The sequence below is a fragment of the Bdellovibrio sp. HCB290 genome (assembly GCF_047305925.1).
Classification (GTDB): domain Bacteria; phylum Bdellovibrionota; class Bdellovibrionia; order Bdellovibrionales; family Bdellovibrionaceae; genus Bdellovibrio.
The window spans coordinates 2,480,990-2,498,589 of the sequence record NZ_CP178620.1; the positions used below are offsets into that span (position 1 = coordinate 2,480,990).

Here is a 17,600-nt window from a genome sequence, read left to right on the forward strand (position 1 = left end):
CTATTTCTCCGTTTGAATCATTTCTAAAACTGAGTTCTTCGCGAACTCTGTGATCACGCGACCGCGCTGAGTTTTCTGAATGAATCCTTCCTGGATTAGGAACGGCTCATAGACTTCCTCAAGAGTGTCACGCTCTTCACTGAGCGCAGCTGCTATTGTATCAATACCAACGGGACCACCGTTATACTTTTCTTGAATCAGGCTCAAAATACGACGGTCCATGAGATCCAGGCCGTGCTTGTCGACCCCTAGTTGATCTAGAGCATATATCGCAATTTCCCGAGTGACGACGCCATTACCTTTAACTTGTGCATAATCACGAACACGCTTTAACAGTCTGTTCGCAATACGAGGCGTTCCGCGCGCACGGCGAGCCACTTCTTCGGCTCCATCATTGTCAATTTCCACATTTAGCTTGCGAGCCGATCTTATCAAGATTTTTTGAAGAGCTTCTTTGTCATAAAACTGAAGTCTTTCTACAATCCCAAAACGATCACGGAATGGCGGATTTAAAAGTCCTGCTCGCGTTGTTGCCCCCACCAGGGTAAACGGTGCAAGTTGAAACTTCATCGAACGCGCACCCAAACCATCACCCGTCACAATGTCGATGTAATAGTCTTCCATGGCCGTATACAAGTACTCTTCCACATGGCGGCTTAAGCGATGAATCTCATCGATAAAAAGTACGGAGTTTGGCTTTAGTGACGTCAGAATTGCAGCCAGATCGCCTTTTTTATCAATCGCCGGGGCTGAAGTCATTTTGATATCAGAACCCATATCGTTGGCGATAATTTGCGCAAGCGTCGTTTTACCCAAGCCCGGAGGCCCGGAAAGCAAAACGTGGTCCAAAGGTTCCTGGCGAAATTTCGCTGCCGCGACAAAGACTTTGATCTTGTCTTTAACAATCTCCTGTCCAGAAAATTCAGTGAAATCCTGGGGACGCAATTCGTTCTCCCAAGCCTTCTCGCCACCACTGATGCTGCTGCCTTCAGTGATATCACTATCTAAAATGCTGCCTTCAATAATACGACTCATGACAAGCTACCTGACAATGTTTGGAAACCCTTACGAACACCTTCTTCAACCGTGATAGAAACTGGCAAAGTGGATACGAATTGATCCACCATTTGAGATTTGTAGCCCAGATTCAAAAGTGCTGACGTGATCTGCGTCAAAGATTCTGATTTTACTTTGGAACTTTCTTCGATGGACACAAGCTTGCCCTTCAAAGTCAGAATGATCTGTTCCGCCGTTTTCTTGCCTACTTTAGGCAACGCAGAAAGACCTTTGGCATTTCCATTTTCAATCAGCTCGTGAATTTGAGCCGGACGACCGCCAGACAAAATACTTAAAGCCATTTTTGGGCCAACGCCGTTTACTTTCAACAATGACAGGAACAAATTCTTTTCTTCTTTGTCGTGAAAGCCAAAAAGAGTCAAAGCGTCTTCGCGAACGTGAGTGTGGATCCAGACGATGATGTCTTTACCCAGCAAAGTTGTGAAGTCACCCAAAGTGTTGGAAGAGGCAAATACCTCGTAACCCACACCCTGCACATCAATCAGAGCCGAATCGCCCAGGACTTCAATAATTTTTCCGCGTAAATAACCGATCATATACTCACCGCTTTTTGTAAAACTGCGTTCTTTTTCATTTCAAAGGCATGGTAGCAGGCCATAGCCAAGGCATCCGAGGCATCGATGCGATTGATGGACTTAATCCCCAACATCGCCAGCAAAACCGCCTGCACGTCTTCTTTAGAGGATCCACCGTTGCCGGTGATTCCTTTTTTAACCGATCTTGTGGCGTATTCCGCAACGGTGGCTTTACCCAAACCCGCTTCGTACATCACCACTCCGCGCACGTGTCCCAGCTTAAAGGCACTGTCCGCATTTTTTCCCATAAAGATTTTTTCAATCACCACTTGATGAGGACGATACTTTTCCATGACTTCGCGAAAGGCCAAACCAAGTTCAGTCATGCGCGACGCAAAGTTCATATCCTCCTCAAGCAAAATTACACCGTGATTGATGTGCTCAATTTTGCCATTGGTGATGCGAACCACGCCAAATCCTGTGATGCGGGAACCGGGGTCAACCCCAAGAATCGTCAAACTCATACTTTTAATTTCATTCCGAACGTATTGCTAAGTCAATGAATGTGCACTAGAATCTGAATCATGCCGAAGATTGAAGCAAGCGCTATCGAAAAATATCAAGCCATCCTGGCAAAGGATCCGACCTCTCAGGTGTTTGCACCTCTGGCGGAAGCCTACAGAGAGATGGGCATGATGAAAGAAGCGTTGCAGGTTGTGACTTCTGGCGTTCAACGCCATCCGCAATTTGTCGGAGGATTGGTCACATACGCCAAAATTTTGCGCGATGCAGGTCAAATCGGCCGCGCGATTGAGGCCCTAAAAAAGGCCACAGGCCTGGCTTCCGAGAATATTTTGGCGCATCAACTTTTAGCGGAATTGCAGCTGGCGAACAAAAATCCCAAAGAAGCTTTGAAGGCTTTCAAGATGGTTTTATTTCTGAATCCCAATTCTCAGTCTGCACAAAAAGCCGTACAAAAACTGGAATCCCTCACGGCGGATGAATACGACGACGAAGTCTTTGCGATGGCGAAACTTCCGCAGGTTAATCTTGAGACTCCACCGATCGAGCAAACCATTCCCGGCACCAAAACCGGAGCAGCCACTGAGGTCTTCAAGCCTCAACCTGTGCCCAGAAATAAGGCATTTGAACGCATGCTGTCTTTGATTGATGCCTTCATCGTGCGCAACGATCTGGAAAAAGCCCACGCCCTTTTAAAAGATACGCGCGTGGAGTTTGGCGCCCACGCAGAAATCGAAAGACGAATGAAGACTCTGCAGGTCCGTTATAATGAACCTGACGAACCAGTTCCGCTAAAACCTCTCCTTCCCCGCGAAGAGATGGTGCGCAAAAAGAAGATCGAAACCCTCGAGATGATGCTTCGCAAAATCGAAGACTACCGCTCCCATATTTGACAATTCCCAAATGAATTAGGCATATTGAACCTCTTTGACTAACAAACGAGGACTCAAATGTACGAAACGTCGGATTTTAGAAAGAATTTGAAAATCATGGTTGAAGGCAAGCCTTACGTGATCGTGGACTTCCAACACGTAAAACCAGGCAAAGGCAACCAGTTCACCCGCACTAAATTGAGAAACATGCTAACAGGTCAAAACCTGGAAGTGACTTTCAAATCTGGCGAAAAATTCGAAGTTCCTAACGTTGAAAACAAAGAGATGAACTTCCTGTACAAGGACGACTCTGGCTTCAACTTCATGTCCAACGAGACTTACGAGCAAATCGCGATGTCTGAAGAAGACCTTGGTGAGTCAAGATACTACCTGACTGAAGGTTTGAAAGTTGTTGTTTTGTTCTACAATGAAAAAGCTGTTGCTGCAGACGTTCCAAAAGCCGTGAACTTGAAAGTTGCCAACACAGATCCAGGCATCAAAGGTGACCGTGTGACTGGTGCTTCTAAGCCAGCGACTATGGAGACTGGCTTGGTAGTGAGCGTGCCGTTGCACATCAACGAAGGCGATACATTGCGCATCGATACTTCAACTGGTGACTACGTAGAACGCGTCAGCCAAAAGTAATTGCAAAAATAGTTACTAACGCAAGATATTAAGTCTCCGCAAGTACTCGTTTTTATTTCAAAATAAATGAGTTAGTCTGAGAGCTCCAACATACCTTGGAGCTCACTTCAGAGCGGAGGCTTTTTTTTGTCCACTTTTATTGAGTTGGAAATTCAAAATTTACTCAATGAGACCAGTGATCTGGATGAAGTGGCTGCACGACTGATCTCTTCTCTCGATTCCTCACCTGAGCAAGTTTCACTTGATAATATCAATGCCTTGGCGCGATTCCTGAATTTAAGCGGTCGTCATTTACAACTCGCAAACTTCGTCATCAAGCATCTCGACAACGAAAGCTTTCCAGTCCCTTGGCCGTACTTTATGGAAGCCCTGGGCCATGCATCCTTGGAACTTGATGAAAGAGTCATTGCCGCTTTGATTGAAGGTATCCAAGAAAGCGAATCCGAAAACGAAGCCGCACGCTCTTTGGCATTGAACTCCCGCTCAGCTTTGTTGGGCGAGTGGCGTTCGAATCGTAAGTATCGCATTCATAAAGATTTCTTAAACAACAAGAAACATCTGCTGGATCAGCTGATCACCCTGCGCACTCAGCAACTGTACGAACAGGAAAAAGTTTTGCTGGCTCGCCTGCAAAAACTTTATCCGGGCGACAATGATGTGAACAACGAAGTGCGCGAGCACCGTCAGCGCCACGCTTTGGAAATTTTAGCCCGACGTTCCCCGCGTGCACGGGATCCAAAACCGGAAGAGCTCTCACCAAAAGATCCGGAAGTTGAAAAAGTACTTTTGATTCTTTTGCAGAACCTGCGTGATCATGCGGAACAAGATCCGGATATGGCTTTTGATTTTGCCATCGCCGCTTTTATGCTTGAGGGTTATGAAACTGCACTGGATATTCTGCAGTTTTGCGACCCTTCCGAAAGTCTGGCCTGGTTCCGACTGGAAGTGCTTTTGCAATGCCGTCGTTTCATTGAGCTTCTGAATGAAATTTCACAGGTCGAACTGGCCTACTCCCATGAACCAGAAACATTTTTTGCGACGGCCTACCTGCGCGCACAAGCTATGTGGGGCATTGGACAAAAACACACCGCCGTTGAAATTCTCGAAGGTTTACTTGCCTCCCGTCCCCAATATCGCGCAGGCAGTGCTTTGTTAAGTATTTGGAGCGGTCAATGAAGCGCGTCTTTTGGATTTTGATCACTCCCACATTGGCATTGTTGATTTTATGGGGCCTAGGCACTTGGCTGGTCATTCCACGTTTGGAGTCCTGGGCCTTAAATGAGCTGCAAAGTTATTCGAAACAATCATTGCCCGTTGAAGTGCATGCGGAGCGTTTGCGCATCCGCGTACTTAGCACTTCGGTGGCCTTGGAAAAAATTCGTATCGTCTCCAAAGGTGAGATCGCAAAAATCACGGAAGAAGTACGTATTGCCCGCGCCCGCGTTCAGCTGGACTTTTTCTCGCTGTTAAGTGGCCGCCTTAAACTCTCCGCCCTCGTGATTGACTCTCCGGAGGCGAAGATCAACATCGACCCTTTGATAAAAGAGGATTCCAAGCCCACGCCTCTGCCGATGGACGAGATTTTTTCAATCACCGAAAAAATTCCTCTGCAAAAAGTATTGGTTCAAAATGTTCACTTACTGGTGAGCTCGGACAAAATGGGCCTTCAGGCTGAAGCCAGCAATATCGGGCTGCTTCTTACCAACATGGGGCGTAACATCACTGCAAAGCTGGATACACCGGCATTGGCACTGTCGATGAAAAAGTTGGGACAGTTTTCAGGATCTCTGGATACGCATCTTTATTTGACTCGCCAATCCCTGCGTATCCTGCAATTGGGTGTGCGCCTGGATGAGTCTGAAGTTCTGGTCCGCGGAGAGTTGACTGATTTCAAGAATGTGACAATCAAACCGTCAGGTGTCCTTGATCTAAACGCCAAAATCTCACTGGCCGATATTTACAAAGAACTTCATGATATCAAGTCTACAGTTAAAGTTCCGCAACTCGCCGGAACTTTAAAAACCGACGCTGAAGTGCGCTTCAATGGCATGGACGATATCAAAGGCAAAGCGGATCTAATTACGGAATCTGTGGTGGTTTCCAAGTTTGCTTTGGGTGATGCCCACATTAAAGGCGAATACAACGACAAGGCCTTCACTTTTTCGGAAGTGTCCGTCAGCCATCCTGCCGGCGAGGCGAAACTAAATAAATCTGAATTCCGTTTAAACGAAAATTATGATTTCAAATCCACTGTCAAAATCGACGGTTTGGATTTACACAAATTGTTCGTATCTTTGGATCTGGCAAATATTCCCGTAGGGGTGCAACTGCAAGGGAACCTGCCCTGCTCCGGTCGCATTCGCCCGGCGTTTGAACTTAGCTGCGATGACGGTGTTTTGACGGGACAAAAACTTTGGGTGAAATCTGAAAACTCCCCGCAGGGCCTGGAGATCGTCAATCTGAATGACATCAAGGTCACAGGCAAAGCCAAACTGACCACTTCTGCAGTCAGCTACGACACTAATCTGCAAATTGGCAGCAGTGTTGGCACCAGCGATGGCGTCATTGATTTCGACAAGGGTTTCAAAATCAACTACAAGACCAAGAAACTTGAAATGAAGGACATTCACAACCTGGCCCATCTGAAAATGATCGGAAACGCCAGCATTGAAGGCTCTACCCAGGGTAACGCCAGTACGGCAACCATGGATATGACTCTGAATGTTCGTGATTTTGTGTTCGAGGATTTCGTACTGGGTAATGCCATTTCCAACGTGCAAATGCGTAAAGGGCATCTGATCTTTTCCGAAATTGCCGGCGCTCAAAATCGCACCCAATACATTGGAGATCTGGATATCAACCTTAATAACAGCACTCTGGTCGGTACATTCAGCGCGCCGACTGCAGAACTCGCTGATGTGGCGACTATTATTTCGGGAATTTATAAGTTCCCTTTTGACATTCAGGGTGTCGGAGCAGCAAAAGCCAACGTTTCGGGTCCTTTGAACTTCTGGAAAATGAACTACAAGCTGGATTCAGCTTTTAAAAATGTCAGCGCTGGCGAAGAATCCTTTGATCAACTTCATTTCAACGTTGATGCCACCAACGGCAACATCACCGCCCGTAAAGTTCAGCTTTTAAAGAACAGCTCTGTTGCCAACGTTACAGGCGGAATCAGCTCTGACAAAAATCTGAACCTGATAGTGGATGCAAAGAACTGGCGCTTGGAAGAATCCAACATCATCACTCAGATCGCTGACAACGTTTATGGCAATCTGAATGCATCAGCTGAAATTAAAAACTCCTTCAAAGATGCCCGCGTTGATGCCAAGGGGGCTCTGACCGAAACCGTCCTTGAAGATCAGGAAATTGACAACTCCACCTTTCAATTGGGAGTTGATCAAAAAGGCGTTAACGGTCAAATCAAGCTTTTCGGCGACAAGGTTCAAGGCAGCTTTCTGTATCCATTTGAAAAGATATCCCCTTTACGAATTCAAATGAAAACCAACAATTGGACATTCGCCACTTTACTGGCGTTGATTGGTGGCGCAAACCTGGCCAGCGAGTACGAGTCTTCTTTAACGTCAACCATTGATCTGCGTTCTGATTCTGGGGATATTTTTAAATCCACTGGTAAAATTCTGATTGAAGGTTTCCAATTAAAGCGTGGCAGTTCAAGTATTTCCAATAATGGTCCTATCGAAATCACTACTGAAAATGGCTCTGCTTCCTTTAAAAACTTTGTTTTGCGCGGCCCTCAGAATTCAATTCAAATCAAAGGCACTCATTTTACAGCAGAGCGCCTGAACATGGACATCCAGGCCCGCACGGACCTGCGTCTGTTGCAGATCTTCACTCCATTCCTTGATGATTTGGGTGGTCCTTTGCGCATATCGGCTGCCGTCTCCGGCAGAATCAGCAAACCTGAAATCCTGGGTACGGCCAACCTGACTCGTTCTTTCGTAAAACTAAAAGGCTTCCCGCACCCGCTGGAAAAACTGCAGGCTAACGTTTCTTTCTCGCAGTCACGAATCATCATCAACGATATCAAAGGCCAGATTGCCGGCGGAAACCTGACTGGTGATGGCAGCGTACTTATCAATGGCATCCAGGATCTGCCGACTTCAGTGCGCGCGCATCTGGAAAATATCTCTTTGAATGTACCGGATCGCGTCCACACCAGCGGCGATGCCGATCTGTTGTTCTCTGGAAAATGGTTCCCATTTGTGCTTTCGGGCACTTACCGCGTCAACGGCGGCATCTTTGAGCGCGAGTTCATTGAAGGTGGCAATGGGATTTCCAATATTCAGCAAAGTGCCTATCTGCCAAAAGTGCTTCGCGAAAATCAATTTGAACCTGTGCTGTTGGATATTCAAGTGAACCTGGAAAAACCATTGGCTGTGAAAAACTCCATGTTTGATGGAGCTGTCTCCGGGCAGCTGGCTGTCAAAGGCCCACCTTCCAATCCGATTCTACTGGGAAAAATTCTGACTGAAAAACGTTCGAAATTAATCTTTAAAGACCGCCACTTTGACATTCAAGCCGGCAACGTGGATTTCTCTGATCCTAATCAGATCAATCCCAACTTGTACGTTACAGCTACATCCCGCATTAACGAATTTGATGTTAATCTGTTTGCGCAGGGTTCCGCCAAGAATCTGAATATTAAAATGACCAGCGTGCCGCCTTTATCAGAACAAGACATCGTTTCATTGATTGCCTTGGGCGTAACTTCCCAAAGTATGGCGACATCAGGACAGTCCAAAGCATTAGCAGATCAAGCCGGGCTTGAAGTGGCCGGAGCCGCTTTTGCGAAGGAAATTAACAAACCACTGGAAAGCACGCTTGGTTTGAATTTGTCTGTGACATCCCAGTACGATTCCACTCGCAATATCAGTATTCCAAAAATCACCCTAACCCGCCGTTTGACGGAAAAAATGAAGGTTTCCGGCAGTCGTCAAGTGGGCGATATCTCGGGCTACGATGTGAAGCTGGAATATTTGTTGAATCCAAATTGGACGGCCGTGGGATCGTTTGAAAATAAAAATATTTACGAAAACAGCACATTACAAAATACTCCGATCGAAAACGAAAGTATTTTTGGTCTTGATCTTGAATTTAAAAGGGAGTTCAAATGATCCGAGCTCCCCTGCTGTCAGTACTGACCGCACTTTTGCTTCTGCAAGCCTCTTCGGCTTCGGCAAAAGGACTGGATATTTCAAGTCTGCCTGCTGATTTGCAGACAGAGCTGACCCAGCGTTATCCTGCGATTACCAAGGACTATATTCCTTTAAGCGTGATCGATGATGTTTTACGTTATCTGCAACCGAAGCCCTTATTTGACCGCGTGAAAGTGGTTGAAGGCGTGGCGGGTTCTTACAAGCTTGAATACGTGATAGCTCGAAGAATTGGTGATATCCATGTCACGGGCAACAAGTTCTTTTCAAACTCTGAAGCAATGTCGTACTTTGCCGTGAAGTCCGGCGACGTCTTTGACCAGCAGGAACTTGCAGAGCAAGGTGAAAAGCTTCGCCTGGCCTATAAGGAACAGGGCTATTTCAATGCCGTTGTGGATATTGAAATGCCTCCGGGCAAAAACGAAAATGTCGATATCGCACTTAAGGTCACGGAAAACAAACGCACCGTCATTCACAATCTGATTGTTCAAAGCCCGAATCTGGCTTTGAACAAAGCTTTAGTGGGCGCTATCGATTCGAATCTGGGTGATCCACTGACTGACAAAACGTTGGCGGACATCACGAAATCTGCGCGTTCTTTCCTGAATAGCAAACGTTTTGTCCGTGCTGATTTCGTCGGGCCCAAAATTGAATACAGCGCCGACGAATCCCAAGCCATCCTGACTTATCGCGTGGACCGCCCAGAATCTTTCAAGTTTGAATTCGAAGGCAATGATCTTCGCAGTCGCCGCGCACTTACCAACGCTCTGGATTTGGATAACTTCTACTCTGCCAATCCAAATATCGGCACCGAGCTTTCAACTAAATTGCGGGACTTCTATCTGTCCGAAGGGTACGCGCGCGCTGAAGTCAGTAGCCGCGAAGAGGAAGACGGCAGTCCTTTTATGCGAAAAATTATTTTTAGCATTGAAGAGGGTCCCCGCGTAAAGATCCAAGCCATCAATGTGACTGGAAAATTCAGCCGAGATCCGCAATACTACGCGGATATTATTCAAAATTACAGCTCCTTGGTTGTATCCAAGGGATACTACAACAAAACCGACATTGATACCGGCATGAAAAATCTGATGCTGTCGTTGCAAAACGAAGGCTATCTGCAGGCCCGGGTTATATCCAGCCGTCTGATATACAATAAGGAAAAAGACAAAGTCACAATTTACGTGAATATGGATGAAGGACCTCTGACGATGCTTCAATCCGTATCTTTCCTGGGTAATCAGACCTATAAAAATGAAGAGCTTTTGAAGGTTACCGGACTTAGCCCGGGCCCGCTTAAATTGAATAAAATTGATGAAGCCGTAAAGAACATCAAGGATTTTTACCATAACAATGGTTACATCGAGATGCTTTTACTGAATGAAAAAGAGGATCTGGTCACATATGACGAAACGAATACAAAGGCTTCTTTAAACTTTAAAATATTCGAAGGCCCGCAGGTTCGCGCCTCGTCCATTGTGCTTGAAGGCAACACCTTCACCAAAGACTACGTTCTTTATCAAGAATTGGAAATCCGACAGGGTGAACTGATCACTCCGAAGAAAATCGAAGACTCCATTTATCAGCTGCAAAAAACCGGTTTGTTTAACACCGTTGACGTACGCACTTTGGAGGAAAAAACCAACATCGCTGATCGTACGGTCATTGTTCGTATTACTGAGCGTGAGCCCGGAACCTTCAACATCGGCGCCGGGGTTACCAATGAAAGAAAACTGACATTGCGCGGATACACCGGTATTTCGTATCGCAATCTTCTGGGGACGGGTCGCGGGCTTTCTTTGCGTCTGGAAGGCAATTACAATATCGCCGATGTTAAATACCTCGAACATAAAGTTGTTGCGGGCTACCTGGAACCCTATTTGTTTGGCTCCCACATTCGCGGGCGTATTAATATCACTCTTTCAAGTCAGATCACTGATTTCAACGTCAAGCAGGTCACGGATTTGAATCAGTACACCTATACGATTGAAAAAGATCTGACTTCAAAAATTCTGGGAACCTGGGATCTTTACTCACTGGCACAAGTAAAGGACTACGGTCTTGACGAAACCTATCCATATACACCGACCGATCAGGATATCGTAACGACAGGACCGAATATCGACTTCGATTTCCGGGACAATCCATTCAACCCTACGGCCGGAACATTCACACGTATCAATGCTGAGTATTCAGATCCTTCTTTCGGTGGTACCGAGACGATCAACTACTGGCGTGCGGTTGCGGCGATTACGTTTTACAACCGCTTGGGTACAGCACAAAAACAGCCGATCATCTGGGCCAACAATTTCCGCGGTGGATATCTGAAAAATTTAAGTCAATTGCCAGACACTCCTACCCGTCAAAACGGTGTTCCTTGGGATAAAAAGGGTTTCAGTTTGGGTGGTGTTTCCACAGTCCGCGGTTATGAAGCTGGTACCGAGTATTTCCCAAACAATAATGACCTGGGAATTGCCGGCGGCAATAAGAAATACTATCTGACGACTGATTCCACCATGGGGTTGATAAAATCCGAGTTGCGCTTCCCGGTTTACAACGCCTTGGGCGGAGCCGTTTTCTATGATGGTGGTATTGTCGCTATTCAGGGATTGGATATCAATGAACCGTATCGTGCCTCTACCGGTTTTGGTGTTCGCTATAACACTCCGGTCGGTCCATTAAGTGTCGATATTGCCTGGAAGTTAAACATGCAACCGGGTGAAGAGCCTTGGCGCGTGCATATCTCTATCGGTACTTTCTAAAAAGCATACGTTTCGGCAAAAAAAAGCCCGGCACAACCGGGCTTTTTTAGCTTTAAAACTGATAATTTGCGAAATTAGCGAGATTTTGAACTTGCGAATTTACGACGCAAATCCTGAGTTACCTCTTGGATCGTCGCATTCAATGTCACTTCGAATAGGTCTTCCGCTGAAATTTTGTACAACTCGCCCAGTTTTTTTAGAGCATTGATCGGTGGATGAGACACCCCGCGCTCCCAGTTTGAAATAAATTGCGGCGTTGAGTAACCCAACTTGTCTGACACGTCTCTTTGCGAAAGACCAGCAGCTACGCGTTTTGTTTTTAGAAAGTCAGCTAACATATTTTTTTGTCTCATATACCCGCCTGAACGAAAATAATCATAAACAACTTTTCAAAATGTGACAAACTGATTTGGCAAAAACACCAAATCACTAACTAAACACAGTATACATCACTTGTTCTAAATTCCGTCCTGTTTTTTCGCATTAGATATGCAAAAAAACATAAGGCGACCTTAAAACCAGAGAAGGACTCAAGTATGAACTCGAAAACCTGGAGTGAAGTCTTCAAAATCTCATCTCAATCAGTCAACGCACGAGGAGTCTTGGGACTTTTTGGTCTGTTAAACCTTCTTCAAGAAACGGCTTGGTTACATGCTGAAAAAATCGGCTTCGGCTCGGAGCAAATGGCCCGGGACAGAATGTACTGGGTCATCACCCGCCAAATTGTCGAGATGAAAAGATGGCCCACCTTTGGTGAAACTATCCGGATTCAAACCTGGCTACGTCCTCCCGAGGGGGCTTTTGTTATGCGGGGTTTTAAAATTATCGACTCTCAGGATCAGGTCATCGGCAACTGCACCACGTCTTTTTTGGCTTTGGATCAGGCCACGGGCAGAATCCTTCCCGTTGAAGGCATTCGCCCCTGGAACGAGTTGATTGCCGATGAATTGCTCACTTTAGAGGCGGAAAAAATTCCGGTTCGGGGGCAGTACAAAAAGCTCGCGCAGTTTGCGGTTCGGAATTCAGATTTGGACATAAATCAGCACGTAAACAACGCGAAGTACGCCCAGTGGATTTTGGATGCGATTCCGTTTGAACTGCATAAGATCCTGAAATTGAATTCGTACTCTGTTAATTTTTTGGCAGAAACCAAACTGGGTGATACTGTTGAAATTGAACAGAGTGTGGATGATTCCTCTGAAACTGCCGTCGGTGGCAGCACCGTTTATCGTGGTGTGCGAATCTCAGATGGAAAGAATCTATTCACGGCTCGTCTGAACTGGGAGAGACGCTAGTGCTTGAGTTGAAACCTTTTGCGGAAACTGATTTCACAAAATTATTTAAAGTTGAATCTCAAGTTTACGTTACCTCGCCAGATGAAGTGATTCTTGAATATTTCCTGCTAGGCCCTACCCGTCACTTGCACTTTCCTCCACAGCATGAGGATGCCGATGGCGAAGTTCTGCGTCGGGATGAGCTTTGGAAAACAACGTGCCTGGAGGCTTTTTTCAGTTTCGACCAAAGCGCGGACTCCCCCTATCTTGAAGTCAATTGTTCACCTAACGGCGACTGGAATGCCTATTCTTTCACCAGTTATCGTCAGGGTATGAAATCCGACGGCACAGCATCGGTGAATTTGATCCATCGATCCCTGGAGTCTGACCAGGCGATTTTTCGCGTAAAAATTCAATCCCCCGCACTTCGCCAGTTTAAAAAACTGGGCATAACGGCTGTCATTGAGTTTTCTGATGGATCCAAATCCTACTTTGCACTGTCGCACCCGGCTGCCCAGGCCGATTTTCATAATAAAGCTGCGTTCTCATATTCCCTCTAGAGGAGCATCGCAGAATCCGTCCACTTTCCCCCTCAGTTCCTTGACCACTCCGAGCGTGGCAAGTTAGCTTTGTTTGCTTTCATTTAACTATAAATAACGCGACAAGTCTTAAGGGCTTTCGTAAGCAAATGGACTGAGAGGACTCCCATGAAAAAACACACAGTGCGTGTTTATCCATCTAAAGAAAAATTGGATCGTAAAGATCAACTAGCTTGGAAAATTGCAGAAATCGCTTCTGACAATGCTCCAATCAAAGCAGACGTTTTGGATATGGTTATCAACCGTATCATCGACAACGCCTCTGTTGCTATCGCGGCAGCGAACCGTCGTCCGGTTGCTTCTGCTCGTGCAATGGCGATTGCGCATCCTCGTAATGGTGGTGCGACTGTTTTCGGTATGCCGAACGATCAAAAATTTGACTGTGAATGGGCTACTTGGGCTAACGGAACTGCAGTTCGCGAATTGGATTTCCATGACACTTACTTGGCAGCTGACTACTCTCACCCAGGTGACAACATCCCAGCTATCTTGGCAGTTGCTCAACAAATGGGTAAAAACGGTAAAGAACTTCTTAAAGGTATCGTTACTGGTTACGAAGTTCACGTAGACCTAGTGAAAGCTATCTGCCTTCACATGCACAAAAAAGATCATATCGCTCACTTGTGCCCAGCTCAAGCTGCGGGTATCGGTACTTTATTGGCTCTTCCAACTGAAACTATTTTCCAAGCAGTTCAACAAGCGGTTCATGTGTCTTTCACGACTCGTCAATCTCGCAAAGGTGAAATCTCTTCTTGGAAAGCTTACGCTCCAGCACATGCTGGTAAACTGGCTGTTGAAGCAGTTGACCGTGTTATGCGTGGTGAAGGCGCTCCGTCTCCAATTTACGAAGGTGAAGATTCTGTTATCGCTTACATGCTTGACGGCAAAAACGGCAAATACGAAGTACCACTTCCAGAAGTTGGCGAAGAAAAACGCGCAATCCTTGAGACTTACACTAAAGAGCACTCTGCAGAGTACCAATCTCAAGCATTGATCGATCTAGCTCGCAAAATGAAGCCAATGATCAAAAACTTCGACGATATCGCTAATATCGTGATCCACACTTCTCACCACACTCACTACGTAATCGGTACTGGTGCGAACGATCCACAAAAAATGGATCCAAATGCTTCTCGCGAAACTCTTGATCACTCCATCATGTACATCTTCGCAGTGGCTCTTCAAGACGGCACTTGGCACCACGTTAACTCGTACGCTCCAGAGCGCGCGAAACGTGCTGACACTGTGGCATTGTGGAACAAAATCTCCACTATCGAAGACAAACAATGGACTGCTTGGTACCACGAGACGGATCCAGACAAAAAACGCTTCGGTGGCCGCGTAGAAATCACTATGAAAGACGGTTCTAAAATCGTTGATGAGTTGGGCGTAGCTGATGCGCATCCGGCTGGTGCTCGTCCGTTCAAACGTGCCGACTACATCCGTAAGTTCGATACACTTACTGAAGGTATCATCACAAAAGCTGAGCGTGATCGTTTCATCGGTCTTTGTGAGAATTTGGAAAACTTGACTGCTGAACAAGTTCAACAGTTGAACGTACAGATTCCTATCGACAAGTTGGTTAACAACAAACGCGATACTAAAGGTATCTTCTAGTCTTCGGACGAAGACCGTCAGCGACAAGGGCTGGCCTAGGGTTTTTACGAGACCCGGGCCTCCTGCCCTTGCCGCTTCCACCTTCGCTAAAGCTACGGCGGAGGGCCATCCAGGCCCCGCGGAGGTCTCTACAAAACCCTAGGCCAGCCCTTGCCGCTGCCTGTTTTGTTGAAATAGAAAATCACTTTTGAAAGAATTTGATGTTGAGACATCTTTTGATTTGGAAGTGGTAGTTTAAATATTGATCTGGTTCAGGTGCATTCTTTCAAATTTCTTAAGCCTTGAATCGTTGAAATTGGTTTTGTTTTTTAATTCCGTAGTCCTTGGTCACTTTTGATTTCGTTGAGATGGCCAGAGGTTTTTTTGGAGGTTCTATGTTGTTTCCTGAAATTACACCTGCTCAGAAGCGTAAGAATTTTCGTGATGCTTTGAAGACTGGTAAGCTTTTGCAGATGCCGGGGTCTTGGTCTCCGCTTGCTTCTATGGCTATTGAGAAGGCTGGGTTTGATGGGGTTTATATTTCTGGGTCGGTTTTGTCCAACGACCTTGGATACCCTGACATCGGTTTGACTTCTTTGACTGAGGTGGCTCAGCGTGGTCGTCAGATTGCTCGTACTACTTCTTTGCCTACTATTATTGATATCGACACTGGTTTCGGTGAGCCGATGAGTGCTACTCGTACGGTTCAAGAGATGATTGAGATGGGTTTGGCTGGTTGCCATATTGAGGACCAGGTAAATCCTAAGCGTTGTGGTCACCTTGATGGTAAATCACTTGTGGGTCGCGATGAGGCTGCTCGTAAAGTGGCGGCGGCGGCTCGTGGTAAAAAGCTTGATGAGAACTTCCTTTTGATAGCGCGTACGGATGCTCGTGCTTCTGAAGGTTTGGATGCGGCTATTGACCGTGCTAAGGCTTACATCGATGCGGGTGCTGATTGCATCTTCACTGAAGCTCTTGAGAACGAAAAAGAATTTGAGAAATTCCGTAAGGCAGTTTCTGTTCCGCTTTTGGCGAATATGACTGAGTTCGGTAAAGGTCGCTTGTTCACTTACACGGAGCTTTCTAACCTTGGTTACAACATCGTGATCTATCCTGTGACGACTTTCCGTCTGGCGATGGGTGCGACGGTTGCGGGCTTGGCAGAGATCAAAGCTAAAGGCACACAAGAGGGCTTGCTTGAAAAAATGCAGACTCGTAAGGATCTTTATGCGTTGACTCGTTACGATGAGTACAACAGTTTCGATCAGAACATCTTTAACTTTACGCTGAAGTAGTTTTTGGATTTTTAAATTGAAAATGGAAAGAGCAGGTTTTTGACCTGCTCTTTTTTTATGTGCGCTTCTTTGTTGCTTTGGCGCTGATAGGCTTCTTTTGAAGGCCCATTAACTTTCTAGCTTCCATGACATCAACAAGGTTATCATTCACATATAGATGGATAAGACTTCCCAGCAAAGTTTGATAGCCCATCCCTTTTTCCGCAGCTTTCGCCATTAGAAGGCTTAGGTCCTCGCTGTTTATTCGCATGTTGATTTTGCCCTCTTTAAGCTCCGATCTAATTCGATCGTTACGCTTCTTTACTCGTTCAAGATGCTCAGGTGGAGCAGGAACCCAATCAGCAAAGTTATTTTCAATCTCTTTTAAACTAGGCACTTTGATTTTCTTAGACATAACCAAACTCCCTCATCAGCTTTCGCGACTTATACATTGTAACATACCGATCTGTTTCCTTTTCTAGCACCACGACCCAAATATAATTTTCGAAATAATATATTTCAAACCATTGGTTTTCGTAGTTTGGATTCTCACGGATGCCTAGTATTTCTCCCTTGGAGACCACCTCGTCAAACGTGGCTCCACGCTCCCTTTTTAACCAAATATTCTTTAGTGGATTATACTTTCTCATATCCATCCTATCAAAATGTATGGCCAATGTCCATACATTGGTTTTGATGCAATTTCGATAGGTTAGATTGCAAAATGTAGCCCGAGTCTAGAGCGGTAGAGCTTAACCAGAGAGAAAGATCGCATCGAATGTCGGATGAATTAAAGATTCAGAAAATCAACGTTTGCTGAAGAAATGGTGGGCGCGTTGTTTGATTGATTTCAAACAGGCAATTTCCACATCCGTAGCGGATGTAGAAATTGCGAAATCGAAACTATTTAGGGAAGTGTTTGTAGTACAGATCCCAGGAGTCGATCATTGAGTTGTCGTCGAAGACGCAGACATCGTATTGATCGTTGTTTTGGGCTTTAAGGATTCTGTTTTTTGCTCCAACGTCCCAGCAGTAAAGAGCTGCGGGATTGCCTGCCAAGGGAGTTGGATTCTTTGTGCGAGCCTTTGGTTTACCAGTAAATACTGTCCATGCTTTGCAGCTTGGTTTGCCACCTTTAAAGCATGACTCGTTCAAATTGGCTTTTTCGTAGGTTTTGAATTTTACCTGTTCGTACTTGTCGTTGTTGTAGTATTTAAGAGTTTGGTCTGCGTGCGCAGGAGCCGTGAAACTTACAACACTCAAAACTAAGGCTGCTATTCTTGCTGTCAT

The 17,600-nt window shown here is 45.8% G+C and carries 15 protein-coding genes; 9 read left to right on the forward strand and 6 right to left on the reverse strand.

What is annotated here, in order from left to right:
- The 3 genes from ruvB to ruvC are packed head-to-tail and all read right to left on the reverse strand — an operon-like array spanning window position 1 to window position 2,116.
- Window positions 1-1,035 carry a Holliday junction branch migration DNA helicase RuvB gene (ruvB, locus tag ACLVWU_RS12200; protein ID WP_413575013.1) on the reverse strand — a complete coding sequence of 345 codons (1,035 nt, stop codon included), beginning with the start codon at window positions 1,033-1,035 and terminating at the stop codon, window positions 1-3.
- Entirely contained in the window at window positions 1,032-1,613 is a 582-nt protein-coding gene (ruvA, locus tag ACLVWU_RS12205; protein WP_413575014.1) for a Holliday junction branch migration protein RuvA, read from the reverse strand. Before ruvA ends, ruvB begins: the two co-directional genes overlap by 4 nt.
- On the reverse strand, window positions 1,610-2,116 hold the full coding sequence (ruvC, locus tag ACLVWU_RS12210) for a crossover junction endodeoxyribonuclease RuvC (protein ID WP_413575015.1): 507 nt from the start codon (window positions 2,114-2,116) through the stop codon (window positions 1,610-1,612). Before ruvC ends, ruvA begins: the two co-directional genes overlap by 4 nt.
- 60 nt (window positions 2,117-2,176) lie before the next feature.
- On the opposite strand from ruvC, the gene ACLVWU_RS12215 reads away from it, so the two are divergent.
- The 5 genes from ACLVWU_RS12215 to ACLVWU_RS12235 all read left to right on the forward strand — a co-directional run bounded on the left by ACLVWU_RS12215 (window position 2,177) and on the right by ACLVWU_RS12235 (window position 11,567).
- Window positions 2,177-3,007: a tetratricopeptide repeat protein gene (locus ACLVWU_RS12215; RefSeq protein WP_413575016.1), complete on the forward strand. Its 831-nt coding sequence runs from the start codon at window positions 2,177-2,179 to the stop codon at window positions 3,005-3,007.
- Window positions 3,008-3,064: 57 nt separating this feature from the next.
- Window positions 3,065-3,631, forward strand: a complete 567-nt coding sequence (efp, locus tag ACLVWU_RS12220; RefSeq protein ID WP_413575017.1) for an elongation factor P — start codon at window positions 3,065-3,067, stop codon at window positions 3,629-3,631.
- A 126-nt stretch (window positions 3,632-3,757) separates the two neighbouring features.
- On the forward strand, window positions 3,758-4,807 hold the full coding sequence (locus tag ACLVWU_RS12225; protein WP_413575018.1) for a hypothetical protein: 1,050 nt from the start codon (window positions 3,758-3,760) through the stop codon (window positions 4,805-4,807).
- On the forward strand, window positions 4,804-8,769 hold the full coding sequence (locus ACLVWU_RS12230) for a translocation/assembly module TamB domain-containing protein (RefSeq protein ID WP_413575019.1): 3,966 nt from the start codon (window positions 4,804-4,806) through the stop codon (window positions 8,767-8,769). Before ACLVWU_RS12225 ends, ACLVWU_RS12230 begins: the two co-directional genes overlap by 4 nt.
- On the forward strand, window positions 8,766-11,567 hold the full coding sequence (locus tag ACLVWU_RS12235) for a POTRA domain-containing protein (RefSeq protein WP_413575020.1): 2,802 nt from the start codon (window positions 8,766-8,768) through the stop codon (window positions 11,565-11,567). Before ACLVWU_RS12230 ends, ACLVWU_RS12235 begins: the two co-directional genes overlap by 4 nt.
- Window positions 11,568-11,641: 74 nt before the next feature.
- Here the strand turns inward: ACLVWU_RS12235 and ACLVWU_RS12240 are convergent, their stop codons facing one another.
- Window positions 11,642-11,920, reverse strand: coding sequence for a helix-turn-helix transcriptional regulator (locus ACLVWU_RS12240; protein WP_340596879.1), 279 nt, complete (start codon window positions 11,918-11,920; stop codon window positions 11,642-11,644).
- Between the two features lie 183 nt (window positions 11,921-12,103).
- Between ACLVWU_RS12240 and ACLVWU_RS12245 the strand changes: the two genes are divergently transcribed.
- From ACLVWU_RS12245 to prpB, 4 genes are all read left to right on the forward strand, one after another.
- Window positions 12,104-12,862, forward strand: a complete 759-nt coding sequence (locus ACLVWU_RS12245) for an acyl-[acyl-carrier-protein] thioesterase (RefSeq protein WP_413575021.1) — start codon at window positions 12,104-12,106, stop codon at window positions 12,860-12,862.
- Window positions 12,862-13,401, forward strand: coding sequence for a DOMON-like domain-containing protein (locus tag ACLVWU_RS12250; protein ID WP_413575022.1), 540 nt, complete (start codon window positions 12,862-12,864; stop codon window positions 13,399-13,401). Before ACLVWU_RS12245 ends, ACLVWU_RS12250 begins: the two co-directional genes overlap by 1 nt.
- A 147-nt stretch (window positions 13,402-13,548) precedes the next feature.
- On the forward strand, window positions 13,549-15,057 hold the full coding sequence (locus tag ACLVWU_RS12255; protein WP_413575023.1) for an MmgE/PrpD family protein: 1,509 nt from the start codon (window positions 13,549-13,551) through the stop codon (window positions 15,055-15,057).
- 374 nt (window positions 15,058-15,431) lie between these two features.
- Window positions 15,432-16,331 carry a methylisocitrate lyase gene (gene prpB / locus ACLVWU_RS12260; protein ID WP_413575024.1) on the forward strand — a complete coding sequence of 300 codons (900 nt, stop codon included), beginning with the start codon at window positions 15,432-15,434 and terminating at the stop codon, window positions 16,329-16,331.
- A gap of 55 nt (window positions 16,332-16,386) precedes the next feature.
- On the opposite strand, the gene ACLVWU_RS12265 is transcribed toward prpB, so the two are convergent.
- Window positions 16,387-16,725, reverse strand: coding sequence for a hypothetical protein (locus tag ACLVWU_RS12265; RefSeq protein ID WP_413575025.1), 339 nt, complete (start codon window positions 16,723-16,725; stop codon window positions 16,387-16,389).
- 488 nt (window positions 16,726-17,213) lie between these two features.
- Window positions 17,214-17,600, reverse strand: coding sequence for a DUF333 domain-containing protein (locus ACLVWU_RS12270; RefSeq protein WP_413575026.1), 387 nt, complete (start codon window positions 17,598-17,600; stop codon window positions 17,214-17,216).

Coding starts and splice junctions, on each gene's coding strand:
- ruvB (WP_413575013.1), bottom strand. CDS start 1,035: ATGAGTCGTATTATTGAAGGCAGCATTTTAGATAGTGATATCACTGAA.
- ruvA (WP_413575014.1), bottom strand. CDS start 1,613: ATGATCGGTTATTTACGCGGAAAAATTATTGAAGTCCTGGGCGATTCG.
- ruvC (WP_413575015.1), bottom strand. CDS start 2,116: ATGAGTTTGACGATTCTTGGGGTTGACCCCGGTTCCCGCATCACAGGA.
- ACLVWU_RS12215 (WP_413575016.1), top strand. CDS start 2,177: ATGCCGAAGATTGAAGCAAGCGCTATCGAAAAATATCAAGCCATCCTG.
- efp (WP_413575017.1), top strand. CDS start 3,065: ATGTACGAAACGTCGGATTTTAGAAAGAATTTGAAAATCATGGTTGAA.
- ACLVWU_RS12230 (WP_413575019.1), top strand. CDS start 4,804: ATGAAGCGCGTCTTTTGGATTTTGATCACTCCCACATTGGCATTGTTG.
- ACLVWU_RS12235 (WP_413575020.1), top strand. CDS start 8,766: ATGATCCGAGCTCCCCTGCTGTCAGTACTGACCGCACTTTTGCTTCTG.
- ACLVWU_RS12240 (WP_340596879.1), bottom strand. CDS start 11,920: ATGAGACAAAAAAATATGTTAGCTGACTTTCTAAAAACAAAACGCGTA.
- ACLVWU_RS12245 (WP_413575021.1), top strand. CDS start 12,104: ATGAACTCGAAAACCTGGAGTGAAGTCTTCAAAATCTCATCTCAATCA.
- ACLVWU_RS12255 (WP_413575023.1), top strand. CDS start 13,549: ATGAAAAAACACACAGTGCGTGTTTATCCATCTAAAGAAAAATTGGAT.
- prpB (WP_413575024.1), top strand. CDS start 15,432: ATGTTGTTTCCTGAAATTACACCTGCTCAGAAGCGTAAGAATTTTCGT.
- ACLVWU_RS12265 (WP_413575025.1), bottom strand. CDS start 16,725: ATGTCTAAGAAAATCAAAGTGCCTAGTTTAAAAGAGATTGAAAATAAC.
- ACLVWU_RS12270 (WP_413575026.1), bottom strand. CDS start 17,600: ATGACAGCAAGAATAGCAGCCTTAGTTTTGAGTGTTGTAAGTTTCACG.